Here is a 22411-nt window from a genome sequence, read left to right on the forward strand (position 1 = left end):
AAAAGAGACTTGTTTTTTCAACAAGTCTCGCTATTTCATACAAGGCCGGAAATTTCTTTCGGACTGACGACCTTGTAACGGTATAACCCGCTAGCTACTCCCTTATTTGCCTAATATTGTACACGAAAATAAGGAAATTCGCAAGTCTTATCGGACATTTTTTTAAGAAAATGCCACCAAGTCAAAGAAGAAAATCAAGGCTTCAACGCCCTTATAAATGAGAGAAAGAGCAATCACATAGCCTAGGAATAAAGCTGATGCACCAGGATTTGCCAACATGATCAAACCTAAAAGCAATGATAAAGCACCAGACCAAACAAGGCTACGTCCTAAGATGCGCACACGTCCTCTCAATTCAAGACCAGAAATCAACCGAACCACACCGCCGATTAATAACCAGTAGGTTAAAATAGTTGGGGCTAAAAGAGCCAAGTTAAGGGCTGGGCCAAACAAAAGCGCAAGACCAAACAAGACAGTGACAATAGCGTAAAGCAATTCCCAAAAACTATGTTGGTAACGTGAGTTGAAATAATTCATGATTTCAGTGACTCCTGAAATCAACAAACCAAGCGCCATCAACCAGCCAATTCCTGCTAGACTAGCTAGTGGATTGAAAAGCAACCAGCCACCAAGGCAAATCAAAACAATACTCACAAGAAGAGATAACCACTTCATTTTTATACTCCTTTTTCCTAAATATATACTATAAGTCCAAAAAATAGCAATGGACTTCTCATTAGTTTACAAAAAATAGTTTAAAAAATCAAGTGGGTCTTAGACTAATCCCAAAAAACGTCTAAATCATAGTGGGCCAAGCTTTTCTCATCATCTTCCTTAGCCAAGAGGTCATAGGATAAGGAAAGCTGCTTTTCTCCTAGATCGAGGCGTTTGGTTTTGGTGATGAGGGTTTGAAGTCCCACTGGGGTTGGAAAAGTCGCTTCGCCTAACTGGTCCAAGATAAAGCGCATCTGGCTTTTAGACTGACCAAATCGGGTCAAGGTCACCTTAGCCTTTTCCACCTTTAAGACCATCTGCTCATCGGCTTCATTTTTAAACTGAAGGTAGAGCTGATCGCCTTTTTCAATCACCTCTCCTTCATAACTTTCTTCGATTTCCTCAATCTGTCCTTCCATGTCGATTCGATTTTTTAGACGAATACCCACTTGTTTGTCCTCCTTCATTCAAAAGTCGTTTTTATTTTGTATTGTAGCAGGCTTTAAGAGAACTTGCAAGAAGAAGCCACCGCTTTATGCTATAATAATCCTATGAAAGAAAAATTATTCCGTGACCCTGTCCATCATCAAGTCGTAGTGGATCACCCTGTCATCTACGACCTCATCAATACACCTGAATTTCAACGCCTGCGCCGGATCAAACAGCTGGGCACGACCAGCTTCACCTTTCACGGTGGGGAACACAGCCGCTTTTCTCATTCGCTAGGCGTGTATGAACTCTCTCGCCGGATTGTTGAACGCTTTAGCAAGGCTTTTTCTGACATCTGGGACGAGGGAGAAAATCTCCTCACCATGACAGCTGCTCTTTTGCATGACATTGGACACGGGGCTTACTCCCACACCTTTGAACACCTTTTTGACACGGATCATGAAGCCATCACAAGGCAGATTATCCTCGATGACAGTACCCAGATTCACGCTATCCTCTCACGGGTAGCACCTGACTTTCCAGAAAAAGTCGCCAGTGTCATCAACCACACCTATCCCAACAAGCAAGTGGTGCAACTCATCTCTAGCCAGATTGACTGCGACCGCATGGACTATCTGCTGAGAGACTCCTACTTTACTGGGGTGGAGTATGGGCAATTTGATCTGACCCGTATTTTGAGCAGTATTCGCCCTGTTAAGGATGGTATTGCCTTTACCTATGGTGGTTATCATGCCGTGGAGGACTATCTGCTCAGTCGCTATCAGATGTATATGCAGGTTTATTTTCACCCTGCGAGTCGATCCATGGAGGTCTTGCTCACTCAGCTCCTCAAGCGCGCTAAGGTTCTCTTTCAGAGGAATCCCGCTTATTTTGAAAGAACAAGCCCACGCTTGCTTCCTTTTTTCCAGAAAAATTACCAGCTAAAAGACTACCTCAAATTAGACGATAGTGTGATGACGGCGTATTTCGAGGACTGGATGGAGGCTTTTGACCCGATTCTCAGCGATTTATCCAGCCGCTTTATCAACCGCCATGTCTTTAAATCTGTGGTCTTGTTAAAAGAAGATCCAGAACTTCTCAAAAAGCTGCAAGATCTCGTTCTTGAAGTCGGCTATGATCCGACCTACTATACAGCGCTCAATCAGAGTTTTGACCTTCCTTATGACATCTATCGCCCGACAGCCAATAATCCCAAAACCCAGATTGAGATCCTCCTAGCGGATGGTCGCTTGCAAGAGCTCTCACAAACTTCTCCCATCGTCCACTCGCTACTTGGTACTCTTCAAGGGGATTTGCGCTTTTATTTTCCAAAGGATATGCTTCAACTAGATGACCTCTTTACCGAGGAAAAAGAAGCCTTTATCCAGCTGTGTCAGAATTCCAATCAAGGTTAGACTGGTTTATGACAAATCCTGATATTTTTAGTAAGATAGAAGATGATATTTTTACCCGAAAGGAAATCCTATGTCTATTAAATTAGTAGCCGTTGACATCGACGGCACCTTATTAACTTCCAAAAGAGAAATCACACCAGAAGTCTTTGAGGCAATCCAAGATGCCAAAAAAGCTGGAGTTAAGGTCGTCATCGCCACAGGGCGTCCCATCTCAGGCGTGAAGCAGCTCCTAAAAGACCTAAAGCTCGATCAAGAAGGAGACTATGTCGTGACCTTCAATGGCGGTCTCGTCCAAGAAACCGCCACAGGAAAAGAGCTAGCTGCCACCACCATGAGCTACGAAGACTATCTTGATGTGCACCAGCTTAGCCTTAAGCTCGGTGTTCACATGCATGCCATCAGTAAACGCGGCATCTTTACCCCAAATCGTAATATCGGGAAATACACTGTGCATGAATCTAGTTTAGTGGATCTGCCTATTTTTTACCGTACACCAGAAGAGATGAAAGATCGTAACATCATAAAGATGATGTATATCGATGAACCTGCTCTACTAAATAGAGTCATCGAGCAGCTCCCTGCTGACCTCTATGAACGCTACACCTTAGTCAAGTCTGCGCCCTTTTATCTCGAAATCCTTCCCAAAACCACAGACAAAGGAACCGCTATCCTCCACTTGGCTGAAAAACTAGGTATCACACCAGACGAGATTATGGCTATTGGTGACGAAGAAAATGACCGTGCCATGCTAGAAGTCGCAGGCACTCCTGTTGTCATGGAAAATGGCAATCCAAGTGTCAAACAAATCGCCAAACATATCACCAAATCCAACGACCAATCCGGTGTCGCCTATGCCATTAGAAAGTGGGTACTCAACTAATGTATAGCTATAAAGTCGGTATCTCTGCGAGTGAACACGACGCTTTTGTCAAAGAAAGCCAGCAAACCAACCTCCTCCAAAGCGCCAACTGGGCAAACATCAAGGACAACTGGGCGAATGAACGCCTAGGCTTTTACAAAGATAATCAGCTAGTCGCTGTGGCGAGTATCCTCATCAAGTCACTTCCTCTTGGCATGACCATGTTCTACATCCCAAGAGGACCAGTCATGGACTATCAAGATAAAGAGCTGGTGGCTTTTGTCATGACCTCACTAAAGGCATTTGGTAAGACCAAAAAAGCCCTCTTTATCAAGTTTGATCCTGCCCTTCTCCTAAAGGCTCACAAAATCAACGAAGAAATCGATGAAAACTCTGAAACGAGAGCTGCCATCGCTAATCTTGAAGCAGCTGGGGTTAAATGGGCTGGCGAGACCCTTTTTATCTCAGAGACCATCCAGCCCCGTTTCCAAGCCAATGTTTATTTGGTTGATGATTTTGAAAAAGACTATAGTAAACGATCTAAACGCTTGATCAAATATGCCAAAAACTATGGTGTCAGGGTGGAGCGTGTCGGTATTGAGCAAGTCGATGACTTTGCCAAAGTGATTGCCCTGACTGAAGAAAGAAAAGGCGTTTCCCTCAGAAACAGTGACTACTTTAAAAAACTCATGACCACTTATGGAGACGATGCTTATCTCTACTTAGCTTTCTTTCATCCTCAAAAAACCTTAGACCTCTATCGCTCTAAGTTAGAGACAGCTAAAATAGACCTCGCAGATACTCCTGCTCATCAAAAACGACGCTTAAACAAACTCAATGAACAAATCGCTTCCTATGAAAAAGCCATCAAAGAGCTCTCTCCTTTAGCGAGCCAATATTCTGAGGAAATCGTCATTTCAGGAACCCTCGGCATCCAATTTGGCGACACCATGGAACTCCTCTACGCGGGCATGAACCAAGACTTCAAGCTCGTTTTCCCTCAATATTTAGTCGATGCCAAGATATTTACCGATGCCCAAAAAAGAGGCGTACGCTGGGCCAATCTTGGAGGGGTTGAAGGCACTCTAGACGATGGTCTGACCCGCTTTAAATCTCACTATGGTCCAACCATTGAAGAATTCATTGGAGAGTTTACCCTACCTGTCAACCCTCTCCTTTATAAACTGTCAACTTGGGCTTATGATATCCGAAAAAAAATGAGAAAGAGACATTCATGAAAACCCTCACTTCACTAACTGAACAACAGTTTTCTGACTTTATCCAAACAGTGCCTGAAAAGTCCTTCCTACAATCCTTAGAGATGGCAAGCCTCCTCAAAAAGAGAGGATATAGCGTCCATTTCCTAGGATTGAGCGACAAGGATCAAATCAAGGTGGCAGCCCTACTTTATAGCATGCCTATGACGGGAGGACTGCACATGGAAATTAATTCTGGACCAGTTGTTTTTGATCCTAGTTTTTTAAGCGATTTTTACCAAGCCTTAAAGACCTACGCCAAGGAACAAGGGGCTTTGGAACTGTTAGTCAAGCCCTATGACACCTACCAGAGTTTCACCACCGATGGCGAAGCCATGTCCGCAGAGCACCCCGAACTCATCGAGCAACTAACCAGCCTAGGCTATGCCCATGATGGTCTAAAAACTGGTTATCCAGGCGGTGAGCCTGACTGGCATTATGTCAAGGATCTCAGTGGCTTGAGCGCTGAACAATTGATTCCTTCCTTTAGCAAAAAAGGACGTCCCCTCATCAAAAAGACCAAAACTTTTGGCATTACCATCCGCCCTTTGAAACGTGAAGAGCTCCATATCTTTAAAGACATCACCACTAAAACGGCTGATCGCCACCAATATGCGGACAAATCGCTCGATTATTATCAAGATTTTTATGACAGCTTTGGTGACAACTGCGAGTTTATGGTGGCAACCCTCAACTTTACTCACTACCTCCATCAGCTAACCTCAAGCCAAGAAAAACTCAAACAAAAGATTCAAAAATTAGAAGACGATTTACAAAATCATCCCAACTCACATAAAAAGAAGAATCAACTGCGAGAGATAACCGACCAGTTTGACACCTTTACTGTAAGGATTGATGAAGCAAAGAAAATGATTCGTCAATACGGAGATGAAGATGTGGTTCTAGCAGCCAGCCTTTTCATCTATACCCCTCAAGAAAGTGTTTACCTCTTTAGCGGTTCCTACACAGAATTCAATAGTTTCTACGCCCCAGCCCTCTTACAAGAACACGTCATGCTAAAAAGCATTGAGCGTCAGATTCCTCTTTACAATTTTCTTGGTATTACAGGGAAATTTGACCATTCCGATGGGGTATTACGTTTTAAACAAAATTTTAACGGCTACATTGTCAGAAAGATGGGAACCTTCCGCTATTACCCTTCCCCTTTAAAATATAAAGCCATCACTTTCCTAAAAAAACTGATGGGGCGCTAAGGAGAAACACATGTCCTTGCCATTACAAATCATTAGTGAAGAAGCATTTGACGATTTTGCCAAAACTGTCGCACATCGTAGCTTTGAACAGTCCAGTGCCATGGCAAAACTCCTGAACAAACGGGGATACACACCTCACCTCATCGCTCTTAAAGACAACCACGGTCACATACAAGTAGCGGCACTTGCCTTTAGCACTCCTATCGCTGGAGGGAACCGCATGGAAATCCACTACGGTCCTATCTATCAAAGGAAAGATTTCCTCCCAGAATTTTTAGTGCAGCTAAAGGCTTTTGCTAAGGCACAAAAGGTTATCGAATTAGAAATCAAACCTTATGACACCTATCAAACTTATACCGACAAAGGAGAACCGACCGGACCAGCTAATGAGGAACTGATTCACCTCTATCAAGCAGCTGGCTACCACTATGGTGGACTAACTTCGGGTTATGGAACTAGTGACTGGCACTATGTCAAATCACTTTCATCATTAAGGGAAGACACACTCGTCGCTTCCTTTAGTAAAAAAGGGAAGTCCCTCATCAAAAAAGCAGGAAGTTTTGGAATCAAGCTAAAACGCCTAACCCGTGATGAGCTCCCATTGTTCCAAGATATTTTAGATGCAACATCCGTTCGCAAAGGTTTTGAGGAGAAAAATTTTTCCTATTATCAGATTCTATACGATAGTTTTGGAAGTGATGCTGAATTTATTGTAGCTACAGTGAACTTCGCTGACTATCAGCAACAATTGTCCCACCAAAGACAAGCCTTAAGGCAAAAAATCAACCAACTGGAACAAGACATCCTCCAACACCCCCAGTCTGAGAAAAAGCAAAATCGCCTAAGAGAACTGCGAAGTCAACTAGACAGTTTTGACCTTAGGATGGAAGAAGCAGCTCCCTTTCTTGAAACATATGGCGAAAAAGATATCATCCTAGCTGGTAGCCTCTTTATGTATACCAATCAAGAAACCACCTACTACTCCAGTGGCTCGTATCATGAATTTAACAAATTCTATGCTCCTGCCCTCATCCAAGAATATGCTATGTTAGAAAGTATTAGGCGGCATATTCCCTCCTATAATCTGCTTGGTATCGAAGGAAAATTTGATGGAACAGATGGCATCCTAGGTTTCAAACAAAACTTTAAAGGTCATATCGAACGAAAACCTGGAAGTTTTTATTACTATCCTTATCCGATGAAATACCGCTTGATCCAAGTTATCAAAAAACTATTAAAACGCGTCTAACCTCAAAATAAAAAGGCTGGAAATCATTCCAACCTTTTTTATTAATCGTGTAGTTCGTTTCGATAAGACTCATTTTACAAAATCAAGAAGGGCAAGGAAGCTAGCTGGCTCAAGAGAAGCACCACCAACCAAAGCACCATCTACGTCTGGGCAAGCCATGTATTCCGCAACGTTTTCAGGTTTTACTGAACCACCGTATTGAACACGTACCTTGTCGGCTACTTCTTGTCCAAAATCTTTAGCAACGACATCACGCACTGCCTTACACATCTTTTGTGCATCTTCTTGAGTAGCTGATTTTCCTGTTCCAATCGCCCAGATTGGCTCATAGGCAATCACAAGAGAAGCCACTTGGTCAGCAGAAAGGCCTTTAAGAGCTGCTGATACTTGAGCACCAACAAACTCAACCGCCTTACCAGCTTCATACGTTTCAAGACTTTCACCACAACAGATGATTGGTGTCATGCCATTTCTGAAAATAGCATGCGCTTTTTTGTTGATGTCTTCGTCTGTTTCGTGGAAATAATCACGACGCTCAGAGTGACCAATCACCACATAAGGCACACCCATCTCAGCCAAGACTTTAGGGCTGTTTTCACCAGTGAAGGCTCCCTCATCTTCAAAATAGCAGTTTTGTGCCGCTACTTTAAGTGTTGATTCCTTAGCAAACCAAAGAAGAGCGTTCAAATCAAGGGCTGGTGCTGCAATCGCTGCTTCTACCAACTCATCTGAAGGCAATTTGCCAGCAATCGCTTCGACAAATGCTTGCGCTTCTTTAGGGCTTTTGTTCATTTTCCAGTTTCCTGCGATAAATGGTTTACGTGACATGTTCACATACCTCTTCTAATTTAATTACCTTCTTATTGTATCATATTTCACAATAAAAACCAAGATTTTTCACACTTTCTAAGGAAAGAACAAGAAAAAGCCCCATAAAGTGGGACTTTTTTGTCTGACTTGTAATTAGTTCCTTTGGGAAGAAAGCAATTATGCTTCGATTTCTGAAACGATACCTGAACCAACAGTACGTCCACCCTCACGGATAGAGAATGTAGTACCTTGTTCTACGGCGATTGGGTGGATCAACTCAACGTCGATTGTCACGTTATCACCAGGCATAACCATTTCTGTACCTGCAGGAAGTTCGATAGAACCTGTTACGTCAGTTGTACGGAAGTAGAATTGTGGACGGTAGTTGTTGAAGAATGGAGTGTGACGTCCACCTTCTTCTTTAGTAAGGATATAAACTTCACCTTTAAATTTAGTGTGTGGGTTGATTGATCCTGGTTTCGCAAGAACTTGTCCACGTTCGATTTCGTCACGTTGAACACCACGAAGAAGAACACCAACGTTGTCTCCTGCAAGTCCTTCGTCCAATTGTTTACGGAACATTTCAACTCCGGTAACAACTGCTTTACGAGTTTCTTCAGTCAAACCAACGATTTCAACTTCGTCATTGACACGAACAGTACCACGGTCGATACGTCCTGAAGCAACAGTACCACGTCCAGTGATAGAGAAGACGTCTTCGACTGGGAGAAGAAGTGGTTTGTCAGTATCACGTTCTGGTTCTGGGATGTACTCATCAACAGTGTTCATAAGGTCCATGATGATGTCTTCAAATTTAGCATCACCTTCAAGCGCTTTAAGAGCTGAACCTTGGATAACTGGAAGATCGTCACCTGGGAAATCGTATTCTGAAAGAAGGTCACGGATTTCCATTTCAACGAGTTCAAGCAATTCTTCGTCGTCAACAAGGTCAACCTTGTTCATGAAGACGATCAAGTGTTTAACACCAACCTGACGTGAAAGAAGGATGTGCTCACGAGTTTGTGGCATTGGTCCATCAGTTGACGCAACTACAAGGATCGCACCGTCCATTTGGGCAGCACCAGTGATCATGTTTTTAACGTAGTCCGCGTGTCCTGGCGCGTCGATGTGAGCGTAGTGACGTTTGTCAGTTTCGTACTCAACGTGCGCAGTGTTGATGGTGATTCCGCGTTCACGTTCTTCTGGAGCAGCATCGATAGACGCATAGTCTTTTGGTTGGTTAACTGCTGAAGGCAAACGACGTGCCAATACAGTTGTGATAGCTGCTGTCAAAGTAGTTTTACCGTGGTCAACGTGTCCGATAGTACCAATGTTAACGTGTGGTTTACTACGATCGTATTTTTCTTTTGCCATTTTAGGAAAAGCCTCCAATAAAATATATTTTATAAGATAGACGGTAAAATACGGTCTAACTGTACTTTACTATTCTATCAAATTACACTAAAAATGCAAGTGTTTTAATGCTTTTTTCGCAATTATTCTTTGACCAAGTGCTCCTAAGGCTGATTTTTGAGATGAGAAGGCATACTAGAAGCAAAAAAAGAATCGTTTGGTTTCGTTGTTGCAATCTTCTGACGGAATAAATGGCAGAAATCTCTTCGTTCATTTTTCACTTCTCTACTAAAAATCTGCTGCTACTTATGACAAAAGAGCAAGTCTGTCACTCGCTCTTTTCTTCTCTTCTATTTGGCTAAAAACGGTTGCTTGAACCAAAAGGATAGTCTTTTTCCATTTGGGCTTGGTAGTTGGCTTGTGCTTCTTGGTAGATGGTTTCTCGTTTTTCATTGGCATCGATATTGAGGACAAAACCAATGGCCACAGATAAAACGAGCAAACTATTTCCTCCTTGCGAAAGAAAAGGAAAGGTCACCCCAGTGGATGGGATTAAGCCTGAGATTCCTCCGATATTGACAAAAACCTGAGTCAGCATCATGGCACCGACACCGAGGGCAATCATGCTGTTAAAAGGATTTTTAGCCTTAATACCGACTAATAAAATTCTAAGAATCAAGAAAAAGACCAATCCTAGAATCAACACTGATCCAATCAAGCCCAACTCTTCCATGACAATGGCAAAAACAAAGTCAGTCTGGGCTTCTGGTAGGTAGCCTCTTTTTTCGATAGAATTGCCAAGACCAAGACCAAACCAGCCCCCATTACTCATGGCATAATAGGAGTTGGCCAACTGGTGCCCTGAGTCGGTCAAGTCTTCAAAAGGATTGAAAAAGGCACTAAAACGTTTGGCAACATAACCAAAAATAGGAATCTTAGCCATGGTGTCCACGCCAATCAGAGCCGTCGCTCCTAAAAATAGGGCTGAGGCGCTGACAATCCCAATCATCAAACTCGAAAACCATCGGTAAGCAATCCCGCTAACGGCATACATGATAATGCTGGTGAGAACAATGATGGTGGCATTTCCTAAATCGGGCTGGGCTGCAACCAATAAAATCAAAAACAAGGCATAAACGCGCCAATCTTTTAACTGCTCCAAGTTCCTTGGAAACCATCGCTTCTGGGTTAGGGCTTGATAATCTTCTTGTGCGATTTGGTCTTGCTTTTGAGAAAAGGTGTAGGCCAAAAACCAAATCATAATCAATTTAAGATACTCGGCTGGCTGAAAGCTAATCGGTCCTAAAACAATCCAACCGTGTGCCCCATTAACAGGTCGAAAGAAACGCGTGATCATGAGCAAAATCATTTCAATCACCATCACTGCGCTGAGCACTTTGCCATTTTTCAAAAAGTTAAGCTTCAAACGATAAATAAAGGTGATAGCGATGAGACTGACCACTAAAAAGAGACCTTGGTTTAACACGGAACGAAAAGGATTTAAGCCAAATTGGATCAAGCTAGTGCTTGTGGTTGAATAAACAATAATTAGCCCAATCACTGACAGCATCAGATAGGGGATAACAATGGAATAATTTACTAAATGTTTTTTATCAATCTTCATGGATTTCTCCGATTTTTCCTTATATCTTAAAGATTATACCACCTTTGGCTCAAAAAAGAAAATCTCAATCGTGACGAACAAAAAAACTTCTGGTCGTAACCAAAAGTTTTCTTGCCTTTAACCAGAGTTCCGAAGCCCTGTTGCAATGCCGTTGATAGTGATGTGAATGAGGTTTTCCTGCTTAGGAGAGAGCTCGCCTGAGCGCAAGCGGTTAATCAACTCAATTTGGATATAATTGAGGACATTGAAGTAAGGCAGGCGGTAATCAAGGCTGGCTTTGAGATAAGGGTTATCAAACAAAAGGTCATCATGCCCTTCAATAGCAAGGATTAGCTCCTTGGTCAGTTGCCACTCATCTAAGATCAGGTTAAAGACACTCCTTGTCTCCTCGTCTTCACAGAGTTCTGCATAGCGAAAGGCAATGTTCATGTTGGACTTGGACAAGACCATGTCTACATTAGACAAGAGACTTCTAAAGAAAGGCCATTCTTGATACATTTTTTGTAGCATAGCAAGATTTCCCTCCTCTTTATCAATAAAGGCCTTAAAACTTGAGCCGACCCCGTACCAACCAGGAAGCATGACCCGATTTTGTGACCAAGAAAAGACCCAAGGAATGGCTCTTAAGCCACTGATTTCTGTGATGGTTTTTCTAGCAGCTGGACGTGATCCGATATTGAGGCTAGACACTTCCTTGATAGGACTTGCCGTGAAGAAATAATCATAAAAGTGTGGATTATGAAAAACCAAGTCTCGGTAAGTCGCATAACTATCCGCTACAATCTCATCCATAATCGCTCGATACTCCACAATGTCTGCCTCATCTGATATCATGCGCATGACCATGCGATTGAGCGTGGCAGAAACCAGCATTTCGAGATTGTAGTAGGCAGCGTCTTTGTTTCCATATTTATTCCCGATGACTTCTCCTTGCTCAGTGAGGCGGATGCGATCCTTAATAGAACCAAAAGGCTGAGAGGTAATGGCATCATAAGATGGCCCCCCACCACGACCGACTGTACCACCGCGACCATGGAAGAAGGTAATCCTGACATCATGCTCGTCCCCGATAGCCGTTAGTTGCCGCTGGGCCTTATAAAGCGTCCAGCCAGAAGCTAAGTAGCCACCGTCCTTGTTACTGTCAGAATAGCCTAGCATAATCTCTTGGTAACGGTGGTTATGATTTAGCCAGCTATCCACGACAGGAAGCTCCAAATACCCTGCTATGATGGCGCTAGCACTGGTCAAATCCTCGATGGTTTCAAAAAGCGGCACAATCTGAACTCTTGCTTTTTCTTGATTAACCAGCCCAACTTCTTTGAGGAGGACAGCCAACTCAAGGAGATCAGATACACTTTCTGAATGCGAGATGATGTGTTGCTTGATGACCTCTTCACCGATTTTATCCTTGAGATCACGCGCCATTTGGAAAATAGCCAACTCTTTTTGTAAGAGTTCTGACTTTTGACTGGGAACAGAAGAAAGCGTCCTCGGCTCTTCCATTAATTGATGGAGGAGCACACGGCATTTTTCCTTCTCGTCTAGCTGGCTATAATGCGCTTCGATCTGCGCTTCTCGCAAGAGTTCAGCCACACAAGCCTCATGAACACTCGAATCTTGACGTAAATCAATGCTAGCCAAATAAAAACCAAAAATATCCACTGCCATAAGAAGCGCTTCAAAAGGCCCTTCAATCAAACCTTGCCCTTGATGGGTCTCAAGCGAGGTTTCAATCGCCTTCAAATCCGCCTTGAAATCCTGCGCTTTTTGATAACGAAGGGGATTTTCTTGGTCCAAGACCAAGTAATCCTTGGTCGCTTGTAAGCGCATCTTGATATAATCAAGCGCTCTTCTGTAAGGCTCTTTCTCACGAAACTCAGAACTGTTGGTGGATTTCTCCGCTAAGGCTTCCACTTCTGGTGTTGCTTGTGAAAGAGAGGTCGAAATGGATAGCTCATCGTACAAGCCCTCAACCATCTGGATATAGTAGGACAAGATGACATCGCTTTGTGTCACCGCCGACAAGCGTAGGGTTTCAGCTGTCACATAAGGATTCCCGTCCCTATCTCCTCCAATCCACATGCCCATGTTAATGGGATGAGGGGTTTCTAAGTCTAGCCCACGCTCACTAGCTAGTCGCTTATAGGTCAAAGTCAAGTCCGTAATGGCCGCAATCAAAGACTGGTTGTAATACTCCGTGACATTGGTAATCTCATTTTTAACTTTGAGCTTTTTCTCCCGAATCATATCCGAAGACATGATGAGCTGGATCTGCCTGCGGAGGTCACGCCGCCATTTTTTCTCATCCAAGAGCCCTTCTTTTAAGTCTCGGTGCTTGCGCAATAGCTGATGAATGCTTCTGGTTAGCCCCAACATGGTTCTGCGTTGCACTTGGGTTGGATGGGCTGTCAAGACAGGAACAACGGTCATTTTTTCAAGCAAGTGTTTGGCATCTGCTTCTTTGACCACTTCGTCCATAATCAAGGACAACTTCCCTTGGTAGTCTTCATCTTGATTTTTTTGATAATTGACCGCATAAGACAAATCAACGTCTTCTGCAATATTGATTAAAAGCGGTAAAATCGAAAAATAGCGAGCAATCACGACCATTTGCTCATTGCTAATGCTATGAATCGTTGCTTCAAGCGCTTGGTAATCTTGCTTTAAGGACTGTTCACTCAGTCGCCTAATTAGATCCATCGTTTCATTGCCTGCTATTTGTTGGGTAACTTCTTCAAGCAATTGTTTTAAGATGGCAACTTCTTTTTCAACACTGGTTTTATCACTTAAATTTTCTAATCGTTGAATACTCACAGCTCACTTTCCTCACTCATGCTTTCTTACTCTTTCTATCCTATCACGTTTTTGCCAAAAATACCAATAACGTTCACCGTTTCACAAAAAAAGTGGGGCTTCCCACTTTTTCTTAATTGTTAAAGGTTTCTTGATAAAATTCAATCTTATCGCCTTCTTTAACCTTGATTTGATTGGCGGCTTTTGGAGCGACTTTGTCATTGACCTTAAACATCCAGTAGCGTTTTTTTGCCTCGTCCTGAGAGACACCATCAATAGCTGTGATAAAACCGTCTTTTTCTTTAACATCATAGTTGGCTTTTAAGACATCCATGACGGTGCTATCTTTTTGGGCTTTGACCGTTTCATCCGTCTTATTGTTATTAGCAGTCACAATCAGGTGCACCGTCGTTTGGGCGGTTTTTTCTTCTGTTTTTTGGGTATTTGAATTGGCACAAGCCGTCACCAAGAAACAAGCTAGGGTAACAAGTAGGGTTTTAATCCATTTGGTCATCGCAAGACTCCTTTAAATTTTATTTTGAAATAGTTGAGGGAAAAAGCGAGCAAATAAACGTCCCACCAAAGGGTAAAACACTAAGGTCGATAAGGCATGTAAAACATCAAAGCTAAGACCTGATAGGACATAAACCATAACTGGACTGTCATAAAATAGCGCCAGCATACTATCAATGAGTAAGCCATAGCAAAAGGTTGCCCCTGTTGCAAGGAAAGTCTGAATGATTAAGGACTTTCTCCCCAATTGCCCAGCTAGGAGCCTAAATAAGCTCACCACCAGCGCAAAAGACAGGATTTGAAATAAGACCCAAGGTCCAAATAGCAACAAAAAGCCACTCACTACCATACTGATCGTCATAATCGCTAAGGATTCCCCGAAGCTAACCCATAGCGCCCACCACAAAAAAATAGCCGTCAAGGGCTGGATGTTGGGAAGGCTCGAAAACGCATAGCGCAAGACCACACACAGGGCAGCTAAAATCGCCACACGACTGATTTGTTTCACAGACACATTTTTCACCTCTTCTTCCCTCAGTTTACTCCAAAAGAAGCCCTCTTGTCAAGATTTCTTTGTTACATTAGTTACCAAATATAACATTTTATCAAAAATTATATAACATTATCACTAAAGCGTCCCAATTCTAAAAACAAACTTTGCTTTTTAAGCATTTTTCGGTTACAATGGAGGTAATGATGAGAAGAAGACTAAAACCCATCGTCGTGCTAATCTTTTTTGCTCTCTTTAGCCTATTGGTTCTTGTCGCTAAGGTGCATTCGGATCACATCCAAAAGAAAAACCTCGCCCAAGCTAAAGCCACATTGAACCAGCTTCCCACCTCAACTTCTAAATCGAGCCAAAAAAAGACAAGCTCAACAAGCACGCAAACAGATGTTGTATTAAATCCCATTATCGATCTTTCTGGCTGGCAACTCCCTAGTGAGATTGACTACGATATGCTATCAAACCAAATTTCCGGAGCTATTGTGCGCGTTTATGGCGGGTCACAAATCACAGCCACCAATAACGCTGCCTATACCACAGGGGTGGACAAATCTTTTCGCACCCATATCAAAGAGCTCCAAAAAAGAAATGTCCCTGTTGCTGTTTATAGTTATGCCCTTGGTAAAAATGTCAAGGAAATGAAAGAAGAAGCGCAAGAATTTTATAAAAACGCTTCTCCTTACCACCCGACCTTTTACTGGGTTGACGTTGAAGAAGAAACCATGAAGGATATGAATAAAGGCATCGAGGCTTTTAGAAAAGAACTAAAGGATTTAGGCGCTAAAAATGTCGGTATCTACATTGGGACCTACTTTATGCAGGAGCAAGAAATCTCGGTCAAAAATTTTGATGCCGTCTGGATTCCAACCTATGGCTCTGACTCTGGTTATTTTGAAGCAGCACCAAATACCACGCTCAACTATGACCTCCACCAATACACCTCTCAAGGTTATCTCAACGGATTTGATCGACCACTTGACCTCAATCAAATCTCAGTTAACAAGGATAAAAAGACCACTTACGAAAAATTATTTGGTCCCATAAAAGAAAACAATTAGAGCCAAAACTGTTTGGCTCTTCTTTAGTTTATCCACCTCTAATTTCTAAAAAATATGATAAGATAAAATCATGCCAAGAAAAAAGAAGAAACGACAAACCAATCGTAAAATCAGACGAAACAGAAAAAAACTAGGACTTTTTCTTTTAGCCCTCATCATCTTGATCGTGGGCTTACTCACAACCATTCTTCCAAGAAGTAGCTATACGCTCAAGGACCAAGAACTGGTACGCACTAAGACCGCTTTAAACCTCTATCCGACCAGATCCACCCTGTGGTCTAGACAAGTTCCAGCCAATACCGCTCTTAAAATCAAGTCCTATCACCTGTCCTATCTTTTTGGACAGCCCAAGACCTTTGTCAAGGTGATTTTTAAAAACCAGACCTACTTTGCAGAAGCAAGGGGGCTTGATCTCAATCACCAAAACCCCATCAATAGCTATATCGCAGATACCCTCCACTATCCTAAAGCTAAATTAGAGAGAAAGGACCAAGGCTTTCAAGCCTCTTCCTATCAAACTTGGTTACAAAAACCAAGAGGGATCATCGTTCACAGCACAGGCAACGACAGCTCAAGCCTAGACAGCGAAGTGGACTATATGGTTAAAAATTACCCAAAGACTGGCGTTTTTGTCCATGCCTTTATCGACCAAAACAAGGTCTTGTCTATTGCCGATGAGAAAAAAGCTGCCCAAGGGGCTGGCCCCAATGCCAATCCTTACTATATCCAGTTTGAAATGGTTCACCAGCATTCTGCAAAAGATTTCGCCAAACAGCTCGCAAACGCCGCCTACTACACCGCCTATCAGCTCAAGCAAAACGGGCTACCTGTGACCATGGCTAAGGAAGATAAGACAGGAACCGTCTGGAGCCATGAGCTAGTCAGCACCTATCTAGGAGGGACAGATCACACCGACCCAAGCGCTTATTTTGAAAATAGCGCCCAATCCTTTTTTGGTGTCTCATACCAATTTGCAGACTTTGTGGACTTGGTTCAAGCCTATTACAATCTCTTGACCTAGTGCTGACGATAAAAACATGCTATAATAATCTTAATACCGTCTTTTCGTTTATCTTTTAGGACGAGATCATTTCACAAAAAAAGGAAAAAACGTGAGTAAGAAAAAAAGTTTGAAGAAGACCCTTGTCGAACAAATCTTAGACAAGGCCAATATCCCTTATACTGCCTTAGCTCTCAATGCCCTTGAAGGCGATTTGCCTGACGGCATCACGAGGGACAGGATTTTTAAAACCCTTGCACTGATAGGAGATAAAACAGGGCCTGTGATTGGTATTCTTCCCATCACTCGCCATCTCTCTGAGAAAAAACTAGCCAAGGTATCTGGCAACAAAAAAGTCCATATGATTCCGCAAAAGGACTTACAAAAAACCACTGGCTATATCCATGGTGCCAATAATCCTGTCGGCATTCGCCAAAGACACAACTTTCCCATTTATATTGATAACAGCGCGCTTGAGCTTGGAGATATGATTGTCTCTTCGGGCGAAGTGGGACGCTCCATTGACGTGCATAGCCAAACCTTAGCTGACTTTGTAGAAGCGCACTTTGCTGATCTGAGCGAATGATGAAGCGAAAAGTAAAGGTGAGCTTTGCGGCTAGCTTCTTGCCAGATAGCAAGAAGCGTAGGATAAAGAGATGCGTTAGCGTCCTTTATCACTAGCGAGTGGAACTCGGGCTGAACGCCCTTTGTATCTTATGGTGGCGACGCTTTTTCTGAGGTCAAGTTGACCGAATGAAAAAGCTAGTCAGTCGCTTAGCTTCTTGCCTAATAGCAAGAAGCGTGGGATAAAGAGGAACGCAAGTGACCTTTATCTCTGGCGAGGGGAATACTTCGCTATTTTCCCATTGAAAATTTTGCTAACGCAAATCGCGACTTTGTATCTTCCTTTGAAAATAGACTCACTTTCCTAGAAACTAAGGTTTCTTCGTCAAGTTCCCTAATTTTCTTTGGAAGATTTCTTGCTAAAGCAAGAACCGCACCTTTGTATCTTAATAAAAGGAGATGAGATGAAACTTTATTTTATCAGGCACGGTGAGACATCGTGGAATTTGGAAGGGCGCTTACAAGGCGCGACCAACCACCCAGAGTTGACCACCGATGCGATTTCACAAATCAATGAACTCGGTCAGGCGCTGAAATATGTGCCATTTGACCGCATCTACACGAGCGACCTCAAACGAGCTAAGGACACGGCAAGGATTATCCAAAATCAGCAGATCAATCCACCACGACTGGATAAGACCAAACAACTTAGAGAATGGCATTTGGGCAATCTCGAAGGTCAAAAATTCAGCATTATCAATGCCATCTATCCCAAACAGATGCATGCCTTTGCCCACAATCTCGCCCAATTCAATCATTCTTTGTTTAGCGCAGAGAGTGTCTATCAGGTCACCCACCGCATTGCTGACTTTATCCAAGAGCTGAATCCAGACGAACTAGATAATGTCCTTATCGTGGGACACGGTCCGACCCTATCAGCAGGACTAGGCTACCTTCTTGGTTATCCGACCGCTCTCTTGAGGCAAAAGGGTTTTCTGGATAACGGCAGCATCACCATTCTTGAAACCACGGATAATCAAACCTTTAAAGTGGTCATTTGGAATGACCTGTCCTACATGACGTCTGAGGACTACCAACCAGCCAAACTCATGGCACAATAAAAGAGAGTGGGAAAAATCGGCTCAATGTTACCGTCTTTGATTTTTCCTCACTCTTTTATATTTAGGTTAGAAATAAACAGAGGTTGGGTACATTTTTCCCAGCCTCTGTTTTATAGTCAGTTTGTTTGCTTTTAGGATAAAATGGCGTTGTCGCAGACATCACTGGAGTTAGGCAAGAGTTAACAAAGTCATAAAAGATAACCTAAACGACTATATTATTCACTTCACGAAAAAGGCGATTACCTCGTGTATTTAATCCGAAGGAGGCGCTCTTGTTTTTTATCCAGGCGCAACATGATGACCACCTTATCAATACTCATATTGCTCTCAAGAAGTCTCTCTGCTGCCATCATCAGACCATTTTCCAAGCCCATTTGAAAGACAGGATTTTCTTTGTCATTGGCATCAAAAATATACTTGTTGGTCGGAAGGTCAAACAAGACCTTGACGGCTCCGTAAAGCTGCTCGAAGTTATCAATCTCCAAATCATAAACCGGCTTGTGACCAGCCTTTAGGGTTCGACCACGGTGGTTAAACCACAGCGCATGCCAGCCTGCTGCCTGTGCCCCCTTGACATCATTGTCGTAAGAGTCCCCCACATAAAGGGTGGTGCTGGGATTCATGTCAAACTGCTCGGCCGCCAGATTGAAAATCTCTTTTTCTGGCTTTTGAAAACCGGTAGCTTGACTGACGATAACGCACTTGGGCTCGATGTAATCATAAAGGCCTAGTTTTTTGACTTTTTTGAGCTGATGCTCGGTCGGTCCATTGGTAATAATGCCCATCTTGACCCCTTTTTCCTTGAGAAAATCAAGGGTCATGCGCATCTCATCAAGCATGGTGATATGATCTAGCTCATATTCGTAAACCTCTTGAAAAGTCTTAGCACTCGCTTCATCAATCTCCCTGTAACCAAATTCTAACAAGGTCTCACGCAAACGCCAGTAACGGAAATACTCCGTGGTCCACTCTTTGGCCATAACACGTGGAAAACCAACATCAGAATAATGGCGAAAACGGATATAAGCCTGTTGGTTATGCTCATAATCAAAATCAGGAAAGACCTGCTCAATCGCTAGTCTATAAGGGGCTTCTTGGTCATAAATGGTATCATCGACGTCAAATACAATGGAAGTGATCACGTTTTTTCAGCCTTTCTTTCATTTTTTTAAGAAAATGGGACGCTTTCATTATACTATTTTCACACCTAATCTTCAACCAAAGGGCTAAACAAATAAGCGTTGAGAAGATATTTGGTTGCCTCCACCGAATCTAAATGGGTTCGCTCATAGGAGTGGCTAGACTCAATGCCCGCTCCAAAAAGAGCATGTTTGGCTTCAAGACCAGCAGAAATCGCAGCGGACGCATCACTGCCATAATACGGATAGATGTCAAGCTGATAAGGGATGTTTTGGGCTTGTGCCAAATCCACCAAATGCTGCCTAAAAGCATAATGGTAAGGACCAGACGCATCCTTGACACAGATAGAAACCGTGTACTCATCTGTTGCTTGGTCATCTCCCATAGCGCCCATATCTACCGCCACATACTCGACTACCTTGTCTGAGAAGTTGGAGTTAGCTCCGTGTCCCACCTCCTCAAAAACACTAAAGGCAAAGGTGGTCGTCACGGGTAAGACCAGCTTTTCGGCTTGGTAGCAATCCAAAAGATAGAGCAAAATGGCAGCTGATACCTTGTCATCCAAAAAACGTGACTTGATAAAACCCGTCTCACTCACTTGAAAACGTGGATCAAAAGAGACAAAATCCCCTACTCCAATGCCTAGTTCTTTAGTTTCGTCTGCTGTTTTAACCTTTTCATCTAGCCTGACTTCCATATTATCCTGAGTGCGCTCTAAGGTTCCTGCGTCCCTATAGACATGGGTTGAGGTTTGATGAATCAGGATAGTTCCACTATGTTTTTGACCTGTCTTGGATGAGTGAATAAGGCAATTTTCTCCCTCAATCATGTTCCAAGGGTAGCCTCCGATCTTGTCTAACTTCAAGCGTCCATCTGGCTTGATACTTCTCACAATCGCTCCCAAAGTGTCCACATGAGCGGTCACATAACGCTCCTTGTCCGTGATTTCTCCTTCAAGTGTGACACTGACCGTTCCTTTTGGGCTATGCTCTGGCTGATAGCCTAGCTGCTCCAAAGTTTGCACCAAATAGGCTTCTACCTGCTTGGTATAGCCTGTCGGTGAGGGAATCGCCACCAATTCTTGTAAATAATCCACAACTGTCTTCATTGCTTTATCCTCCTATTTCTTATTATAGCACAATCTCGCTATTTCTTGTGCAACTCATCTCAGATTACCCCTTGGTCTTTCATTGATTTTCTTAGCTTTCAGGGTATATTTTCCCCCTCTTTTGTGGTAAAATGAAAGGGATGACTACAAGGAGGATAACATGACAACAGAACACTTAGAAGAACTCAACGATCAGCAGTTGGTTCGTCGTCAAAAAATGAATGACCTAGTCCAACAAGGGATTGATCCTTTTGGAAAACGCTTTGAGCGCACCAGCAACTCTGGTGAGTTGAAAGCCAAATACGCCGATAAAACCAAAGAAGACCTACTCGAACTCGACCAAACAGCTATTATCGCTGGTCGTCTTATGACCAAGCGTGGCAAGGGTAAGGCTGGTTTTGCCCATATCCAAGACCGTGAAGGTCAAATCCAAATCTATGTCAGAAAAGACATGGTGGGTGAAGAAAATTACGAAATTTTCAAAAAAGCAGACCTTGGTGATTTCCTAGGAGTAGAAGGCGAAATCATGCGGACCGATATGGGCGAGTTGTCTATTAAGGCAACCAAGCTCACGCATCTCTCTAAGGCCCTTCGCCCTCTGCCTGAGAAATTCCACGGCCTGACTGATGTCGAAACCATCTACCGCAAGCGCTACTTGGACTTGATTTCCAACCGTGAGAGTTTTGAACGCTTTATCACACGCTCTCAAATCATCTCTGAAATCCGCCGTTATCTTGACGGACTTGGCTTCTTGGAAGTAGAGACCCCTGTCCTTCACAACGAAGCAGGAGGCGCTGCGGCTCGTCCTTTCATCACCCATCACAATGCACAAAATATCGATATGGTGCTTCGTATCGCAACCGAGTTGCATTTGAAACGCTTAATCGTCGGTGGTATGGAAAAAGTCTATGAAATCGGACGGATTTTCCGTAATGAAGGGATGGATGCAACCCACAATCCTGAGTTTACTTCCATCGAAGTTTACGAAGCCTACGCTGACTTTGATGACATCATGAACCTGACAGAAGGCATCATCCAACATGCTGCTAAAGCAGTTAAGGGTGAGGGGCCAATCATGTATCAAGGAACACAGATTGATATTCACTTGCCATTCAAACGCGTCCACATGGTCGATGCCATCAAAGAAGAAACAGGTGTGGACTTCTGGCAAGACATGACCTTTGAAGAAGCGGTTGCTCTGGCTAAGGAAAAACACGTTCCTGTGGAGAAGCACTACACTGAAGTCGGACAAATCATCAATGCTTTCTTTGAAGAATTTGTCGAAGATACCCTTATCCAGCCAACCTTCATCTATGGCCATCCTGTTGCCGTTTCTCCTCTTGCCAAGAAGAACCCAGAAGACCCACGCTTTACCGATCGTTTTGAGCTCTTTATCATGACCAAAGAATATGGCAATGCCTTCACAGAGTTAAACGATCCAATCGACCAGCTTGAGCGCTTCAAGGCCCAAGCAAAGGCCAAAGAATTGGGAGACGATGAAGCAACTGGCATCGACTATGATTATATCGAAGCCCTCGAATACGGTATGCCACCAACAGGTGGACTTGGTATTGGGATTGACCGTCTCTGCATGTTACTCACCGATACCACCACTATTCGTGATGTCCTTCTTTTCCCAACGATGAAATAAAGCTAACCAACAAAAAAGAGTCTGGCACGTCCTAG

At 43.2% G+C, this 22411-nt stretch carries 20 protein-coding genes; 10 read left to right on the forward strand and 10 right to left on the reverse strand.

The genetic code is table 11. The features are described from left to right. Positions 1 to 162: 162 nt before the first annotated feature. On the reverse strand, positions 163 to 675 hold the full coding sequence (locus ACZ49W_RS06825) for an HdeD family acid-resistance protein (protein ID WP_464814566.1): 513 nt from the start codon (positions 673 to 675) through the stop codon (positions 163 to 165). Between the two features lie 104 nt (positions 676 to 779). Further along, positions 780 to 1163 (reverse strand): YwiB family protein, encoded by a 384-nt coding sequence (locus tag ACZ49W_RS06830; RefSeq protein WP_464814567.1) that lies wholly within the window; start codon positions 1161 to 1163, stop codon positions 780 to 782. A 102-nt stretch (positions 1164 to 1265) separates the two neighbouring features. On the opposite strand from ACZ49W_RS06830, the gene ACZ49W_RS06835 reads away from it, so the two are divergent. From ACZ49W_RS06835 to ACZ49W_RS06855, 5 genes are all read left to right on the forward strand, one after another. Beyond that, entirely contained in the window at positions 1266 to 2558 is a 1293-nt protein-coding gene (locus ACZ49W_RS06835; protein ID WP_464814568.1) for an HD domain-containing protein, read from the forward strand. Between the two features lie 70 nt (positions 2559 to 2628). Beyond that, on the forward strand, positions 2629 to 3438 hold the full coding sequence (yidA, locus tag ACZ49W_RS06840) for a sugar-phosphatase (protein WP_464814569.1): 810 nt from the start codon (positions 2629 to 2631) through the stop codon (positions 3436 to 3438). Beyond that, a complete protein-coding gene (locus tag ACZ49W_RS06845) occupies positions 3438 to 4655 on the forward strand; it encodes an aminoacyltransferase (RefSeq protein WP_464814570.1) in 1218 nt (405 codons plus the stop codon). The genes yidA and ACZ49W_RS06845 overlap by 1 nt, the downstream gene beginning before the upstream one ends. Next, positions 4652 to 5887 (forward strand): aminoacyltransferase, encoded by a 1236-nt coding sequence (locus tag ACZ49W_RS06850; RefSeq protein WP_464814571.1) that lies wholly within the window; start codon positions 4652 to 4654, stop codon positions 5885 to 5887. The genes ACZ49W_RS06845 and ACZ49W_RS06850 overlap by 4 nt, the downstream gene beginning before the upstream one ends. Positions 5888 to 5897: 10 nt before the next feature. Continuing rightward, a complete protein-coding gene (locus ACZ49W_RS06855) occupies positions 5898 to 7136 on the forward strand; it encodes an aminoacyltransferase (protein ID WP_464814572.1) in 1239 nt (412 codons plus the stop codon). Positions 7137 to 7205: 69 nt separating this feature from the next. Here ACZ49W_RS06855 and tpiA read toward each other — a convergent pair whose 3' ends face one another. The 6 genes from tpiA to ACZ49W_RS06885 form a co-directional block, all read right to left on the reverse strand. Further along, on the reverse strand, positions 7206 to 7964 hold the full coding sequence (tpiA, locus tag ACZ49W_RS06860; RefSeq protein WP_464814573.1) for a triose-phosphate isomerase: 759 nt from the start codon (positions 7962 to 7964) through the stop codon (positions 7206 to 7208). Between the two features lie 159 nt (positions 7965 to 8123). Continuing rightward, positions 8124 to 9320, reverse strand: coding sequence for an elongation factor Tu (tuf, locus tag ACZ49W_RS06865; protein WP_464814574.1), 1197 nt, complete (start codon positions 9318 to 9320; stop codon positions 8124 to 8126). 337 nt (positions 9321 to 9657) lie between these two features. Then, positions 9658 to 10923, reverse strand: a complete 1266-nt coding sequence (ftsW, locus tag ACZ49W_RS06870) for a cell division peptidoglycan polymerase FtsW (protein WP_464814575.1) — start codon at positions 10921 to 10923, stop codon at positions 9658 to 9660. A gap of 117 nt (positions 10924 to 11040) precedes the next feature. Continuing rightward, on the reverse strand, positions 11041 to 13737 hold the full coding sequence (ppc, locus tag ACZ49W_RS06875; RefSeq protein ID WP_464814576.1) for a phosphoenolpyruvate carboxylase: 2697 nt from the start codon (positions 13735 to 13737) through the stop codon (positions 11041 to 11043). A gap of 112 nt (positions 13738 to 13849) precedes the next feature. Further along, on the reverse strand, positions 13850 to 14230 hold the full coding sequence (locus ACZ49W_RS06880; RefSeq protein WP_464814577.1) for a DUF4430 domain-containing protein: 381 nt from the start codon (positions 14228 to 14230) through the stop codon (positions 13850 to 13852). Positions 14231 to 14242: 12 nt separating this feature from the next. Then, the gene (locus ACZ49W_RS06885; RefSeq protein WP_464814578.1) at positions 14243 to 14743 is read right to left on the reverse strand and encodes an ECF transporter S component; all 501 of its coding nucleotides are present in this window, start codon (positions 14741 to 14743) and stop codon (positions 14243 to 14245) included. A gap of 182 nt (positions 14744 to 14925) precedes the next feature. Between ACZ49W_RS06885 and ACZ49W_RS06890 the strand changes: the two genes are divergently transcribed. The 4 genes from ACZ49W_RS06890 (at position 14926) to ACZ49W_RS06905 (ending at position 18477) form a co-directional block, all read left to right on the forward strand. Next, complete coding sequence (locus tag ACZ49W_RS06890) at positions 14926 to 15792, forward strand: glycoside hydrolase family 25 protein (protein ID WP_464814579.1); 867 nt, start codon at positions 14926 to 14928, stop codon at positions 15790 to 15792. Between the two features lie 70 nt (positions 15793 to 15862). Beyond that, positions 15863 to 16813: a peptidoglycan recognition protein family protein gene (locus ACZ49W_RS06895; RefSeq protein ID WP_464814580.1), complete on the forward strand. Its 951-nt coding sequence runs from the start codon at positions 15863 to 15865 to the stop codon at positions 16811 to 16813. A gap of 91 nt (positions 16814 to 16904) precedes the next feature. Next, positions 16905 to 17378, forward strand: coding sequence for an aminoacyl-tRNA deacylase (locus ACZ49W_RS06900; RefSeq protein WP_464814581.1), 474 nt, complete (start codon positions 16905 to 16907; stop codon positions 17376 to 17378). A 442-nt stretch (positions 17379 to 17820) separates the two neighbouring features. Further along, entirely contained in the window at positions 17821 to 18477 is a 657-nt protein-coding gene (locus ACZ49W_RS06905) for a histidine phosphatase family protein (RefSeq protein ID WP_464814582.1), read from the forward strand. Between the two features lie 239 nt (positions 18478 to 18716). Here the strand turns inward: ACZ49W_RS06905 and ACZ49W_RS06910 are convergent, their stop codons facing one another. Together ACZ49W_RS06910 and ACZ49W_RS06915 are read right to left on the reverse strand one after the other, a co-directional pair. After that, a complete protein-coding gene (locus ACZ49W_RS06910; RefSeq protein WP_464814583.1) occupies positions 18717 to 19619 on the reverse strand; it encodes an HAD family hydrolase in 903 nt (300 codons plus the stop codon). Positions 19620 to 19684: 65 nt separating this feature from the next. Beyond that, a complete protein-coding gene (locus ACZ49W_RS06915) occupies positions 19685 to 20725 on the reverse strand; it encodes a M42 family metallopeptidase (RefSeq protein ID WP_464814584.1) in 1041 nt (346 codons plus the stop codon). Between the two features lie 160 nt (positions 20726 to 20885). On the opposite strand from ACZ49W_RS06915, the gene lysS reads away from it, so the two are divergent. Then, on the forward strand, positions 20886 to 22376 hold the full coding sequence (gene lysS, locus ACZ49W_RS06920) for a lysine--tRNA ligase (RefSeq protein WP_464814585.1): 1491 nt from the start codon (positions 20886 to 20888) through the stop codon (positions 22374 to 22376). Positions 22377 to 22411 lie beyond the last annotated feature (35 nt).

The sequence above is a fragment of the Streptococcus sp. STR1/CE/0325 genome (genome assembly GCF_055386095.1).

Coding starts and splice junctions, on each gene's coding strand:
- ACZ49W_RS06825 (WP_464814566.1), bottom strand. CDS start 675: ATGAAGTGGTTATCTCTTCTTGTGAGTATTGTTTTGATTTGCCTTGGT.
- ACZ49W_RS06835 (WP_464814568.1), top strand. CDS start 1,266: ATGAAAGAAAAATTATTCCGTGACCCTGTCCATCATCAAGTCGTAGTG.
- yidA (WP_464814569.1), top strand. CDS start 2,629: ATGTCTATTAAATTAGTAGCCGTTGACATCGACGGCACCTTATTAACT.
- ACZ49W_RS06845 (WP_464814570.1), top strand. CDS start 3,438: ATGTATAGCTATAAAGTCGGTATCTCTGCGAGTGAACACGACGCTTTT.
- ACZ49W_RS06850 (WP_464814571.1), top strand. CDS start 4,652: ATGAAAACCCTCACTTCACTAACTGAACAACAGTTTTCTGACTTTATC.
- ACZ49W_RS06855 (WP_464814572.1), top strand. CDS start 5,898: ATGTCCTTGCCATTACAAATCATTAGTGAAGAAGCATTTGACGATTTT.
- tpiA (WP_464814573.1), bottom strand. CDS start 7,964: ATGTCACGTAAACCATTTATCGCAGGAAACTGGAAAATGAACAAAAGC.
- tuf (WP_464814574.1), bottom strand. CDS start 9,320: ATGGCAAAAGAAAAATACGATCGTAGTAAACCACACGTTAACATTGGT.
- ftsW (WP_464814575.1), bottom strand. CDS start 10,923: ATGAAGATTGATAAAAAACATTTAGTAAATTATTCCATTGTTATCCCC.
- ACZ49W_RS06880 (WP_464814577.1), bottom strand. CDS start 14,230: ATGACCAAATGGATTAAAACCCTACTTGTTACCCTAGCTTGTTTCTTG.
- ACZ49W_RS06890 (WP_464814579.1), top strand. CDS start 14,926: ATGAGAAGAAGACTAAAACCCATCGTCGTGCTAATCTTTTTTGCTCTC.
- ACZ49W_RS06895 (WP_464814580.1), top strand. CDS start 15,863: ATGCCAAGAAAAAAGAAGAAACGACAAACCAATCGTAAAATCAGACGA.
- ACZ49W_RS06905 (WP_464814582.1), top strand. CDS start 17,821: ATGAAACTTTATTTTATCAGGCACGGTGAGACATCGTGGAATTTGGAA.
- ACZ49W_RS06915 (WP_464814584.1), bottom strand. CDS start 20,725: ATGAAGACAGTTGTGGATTATTTACAAGAATTGGTGGCGATTCCCTCA.
- lysS (WP_464814585.1), top strand. CDS start 20,886: ATGACAACAGAACACTTAGAAGAACTCAACGATCAGCAGTTGGTTCGT.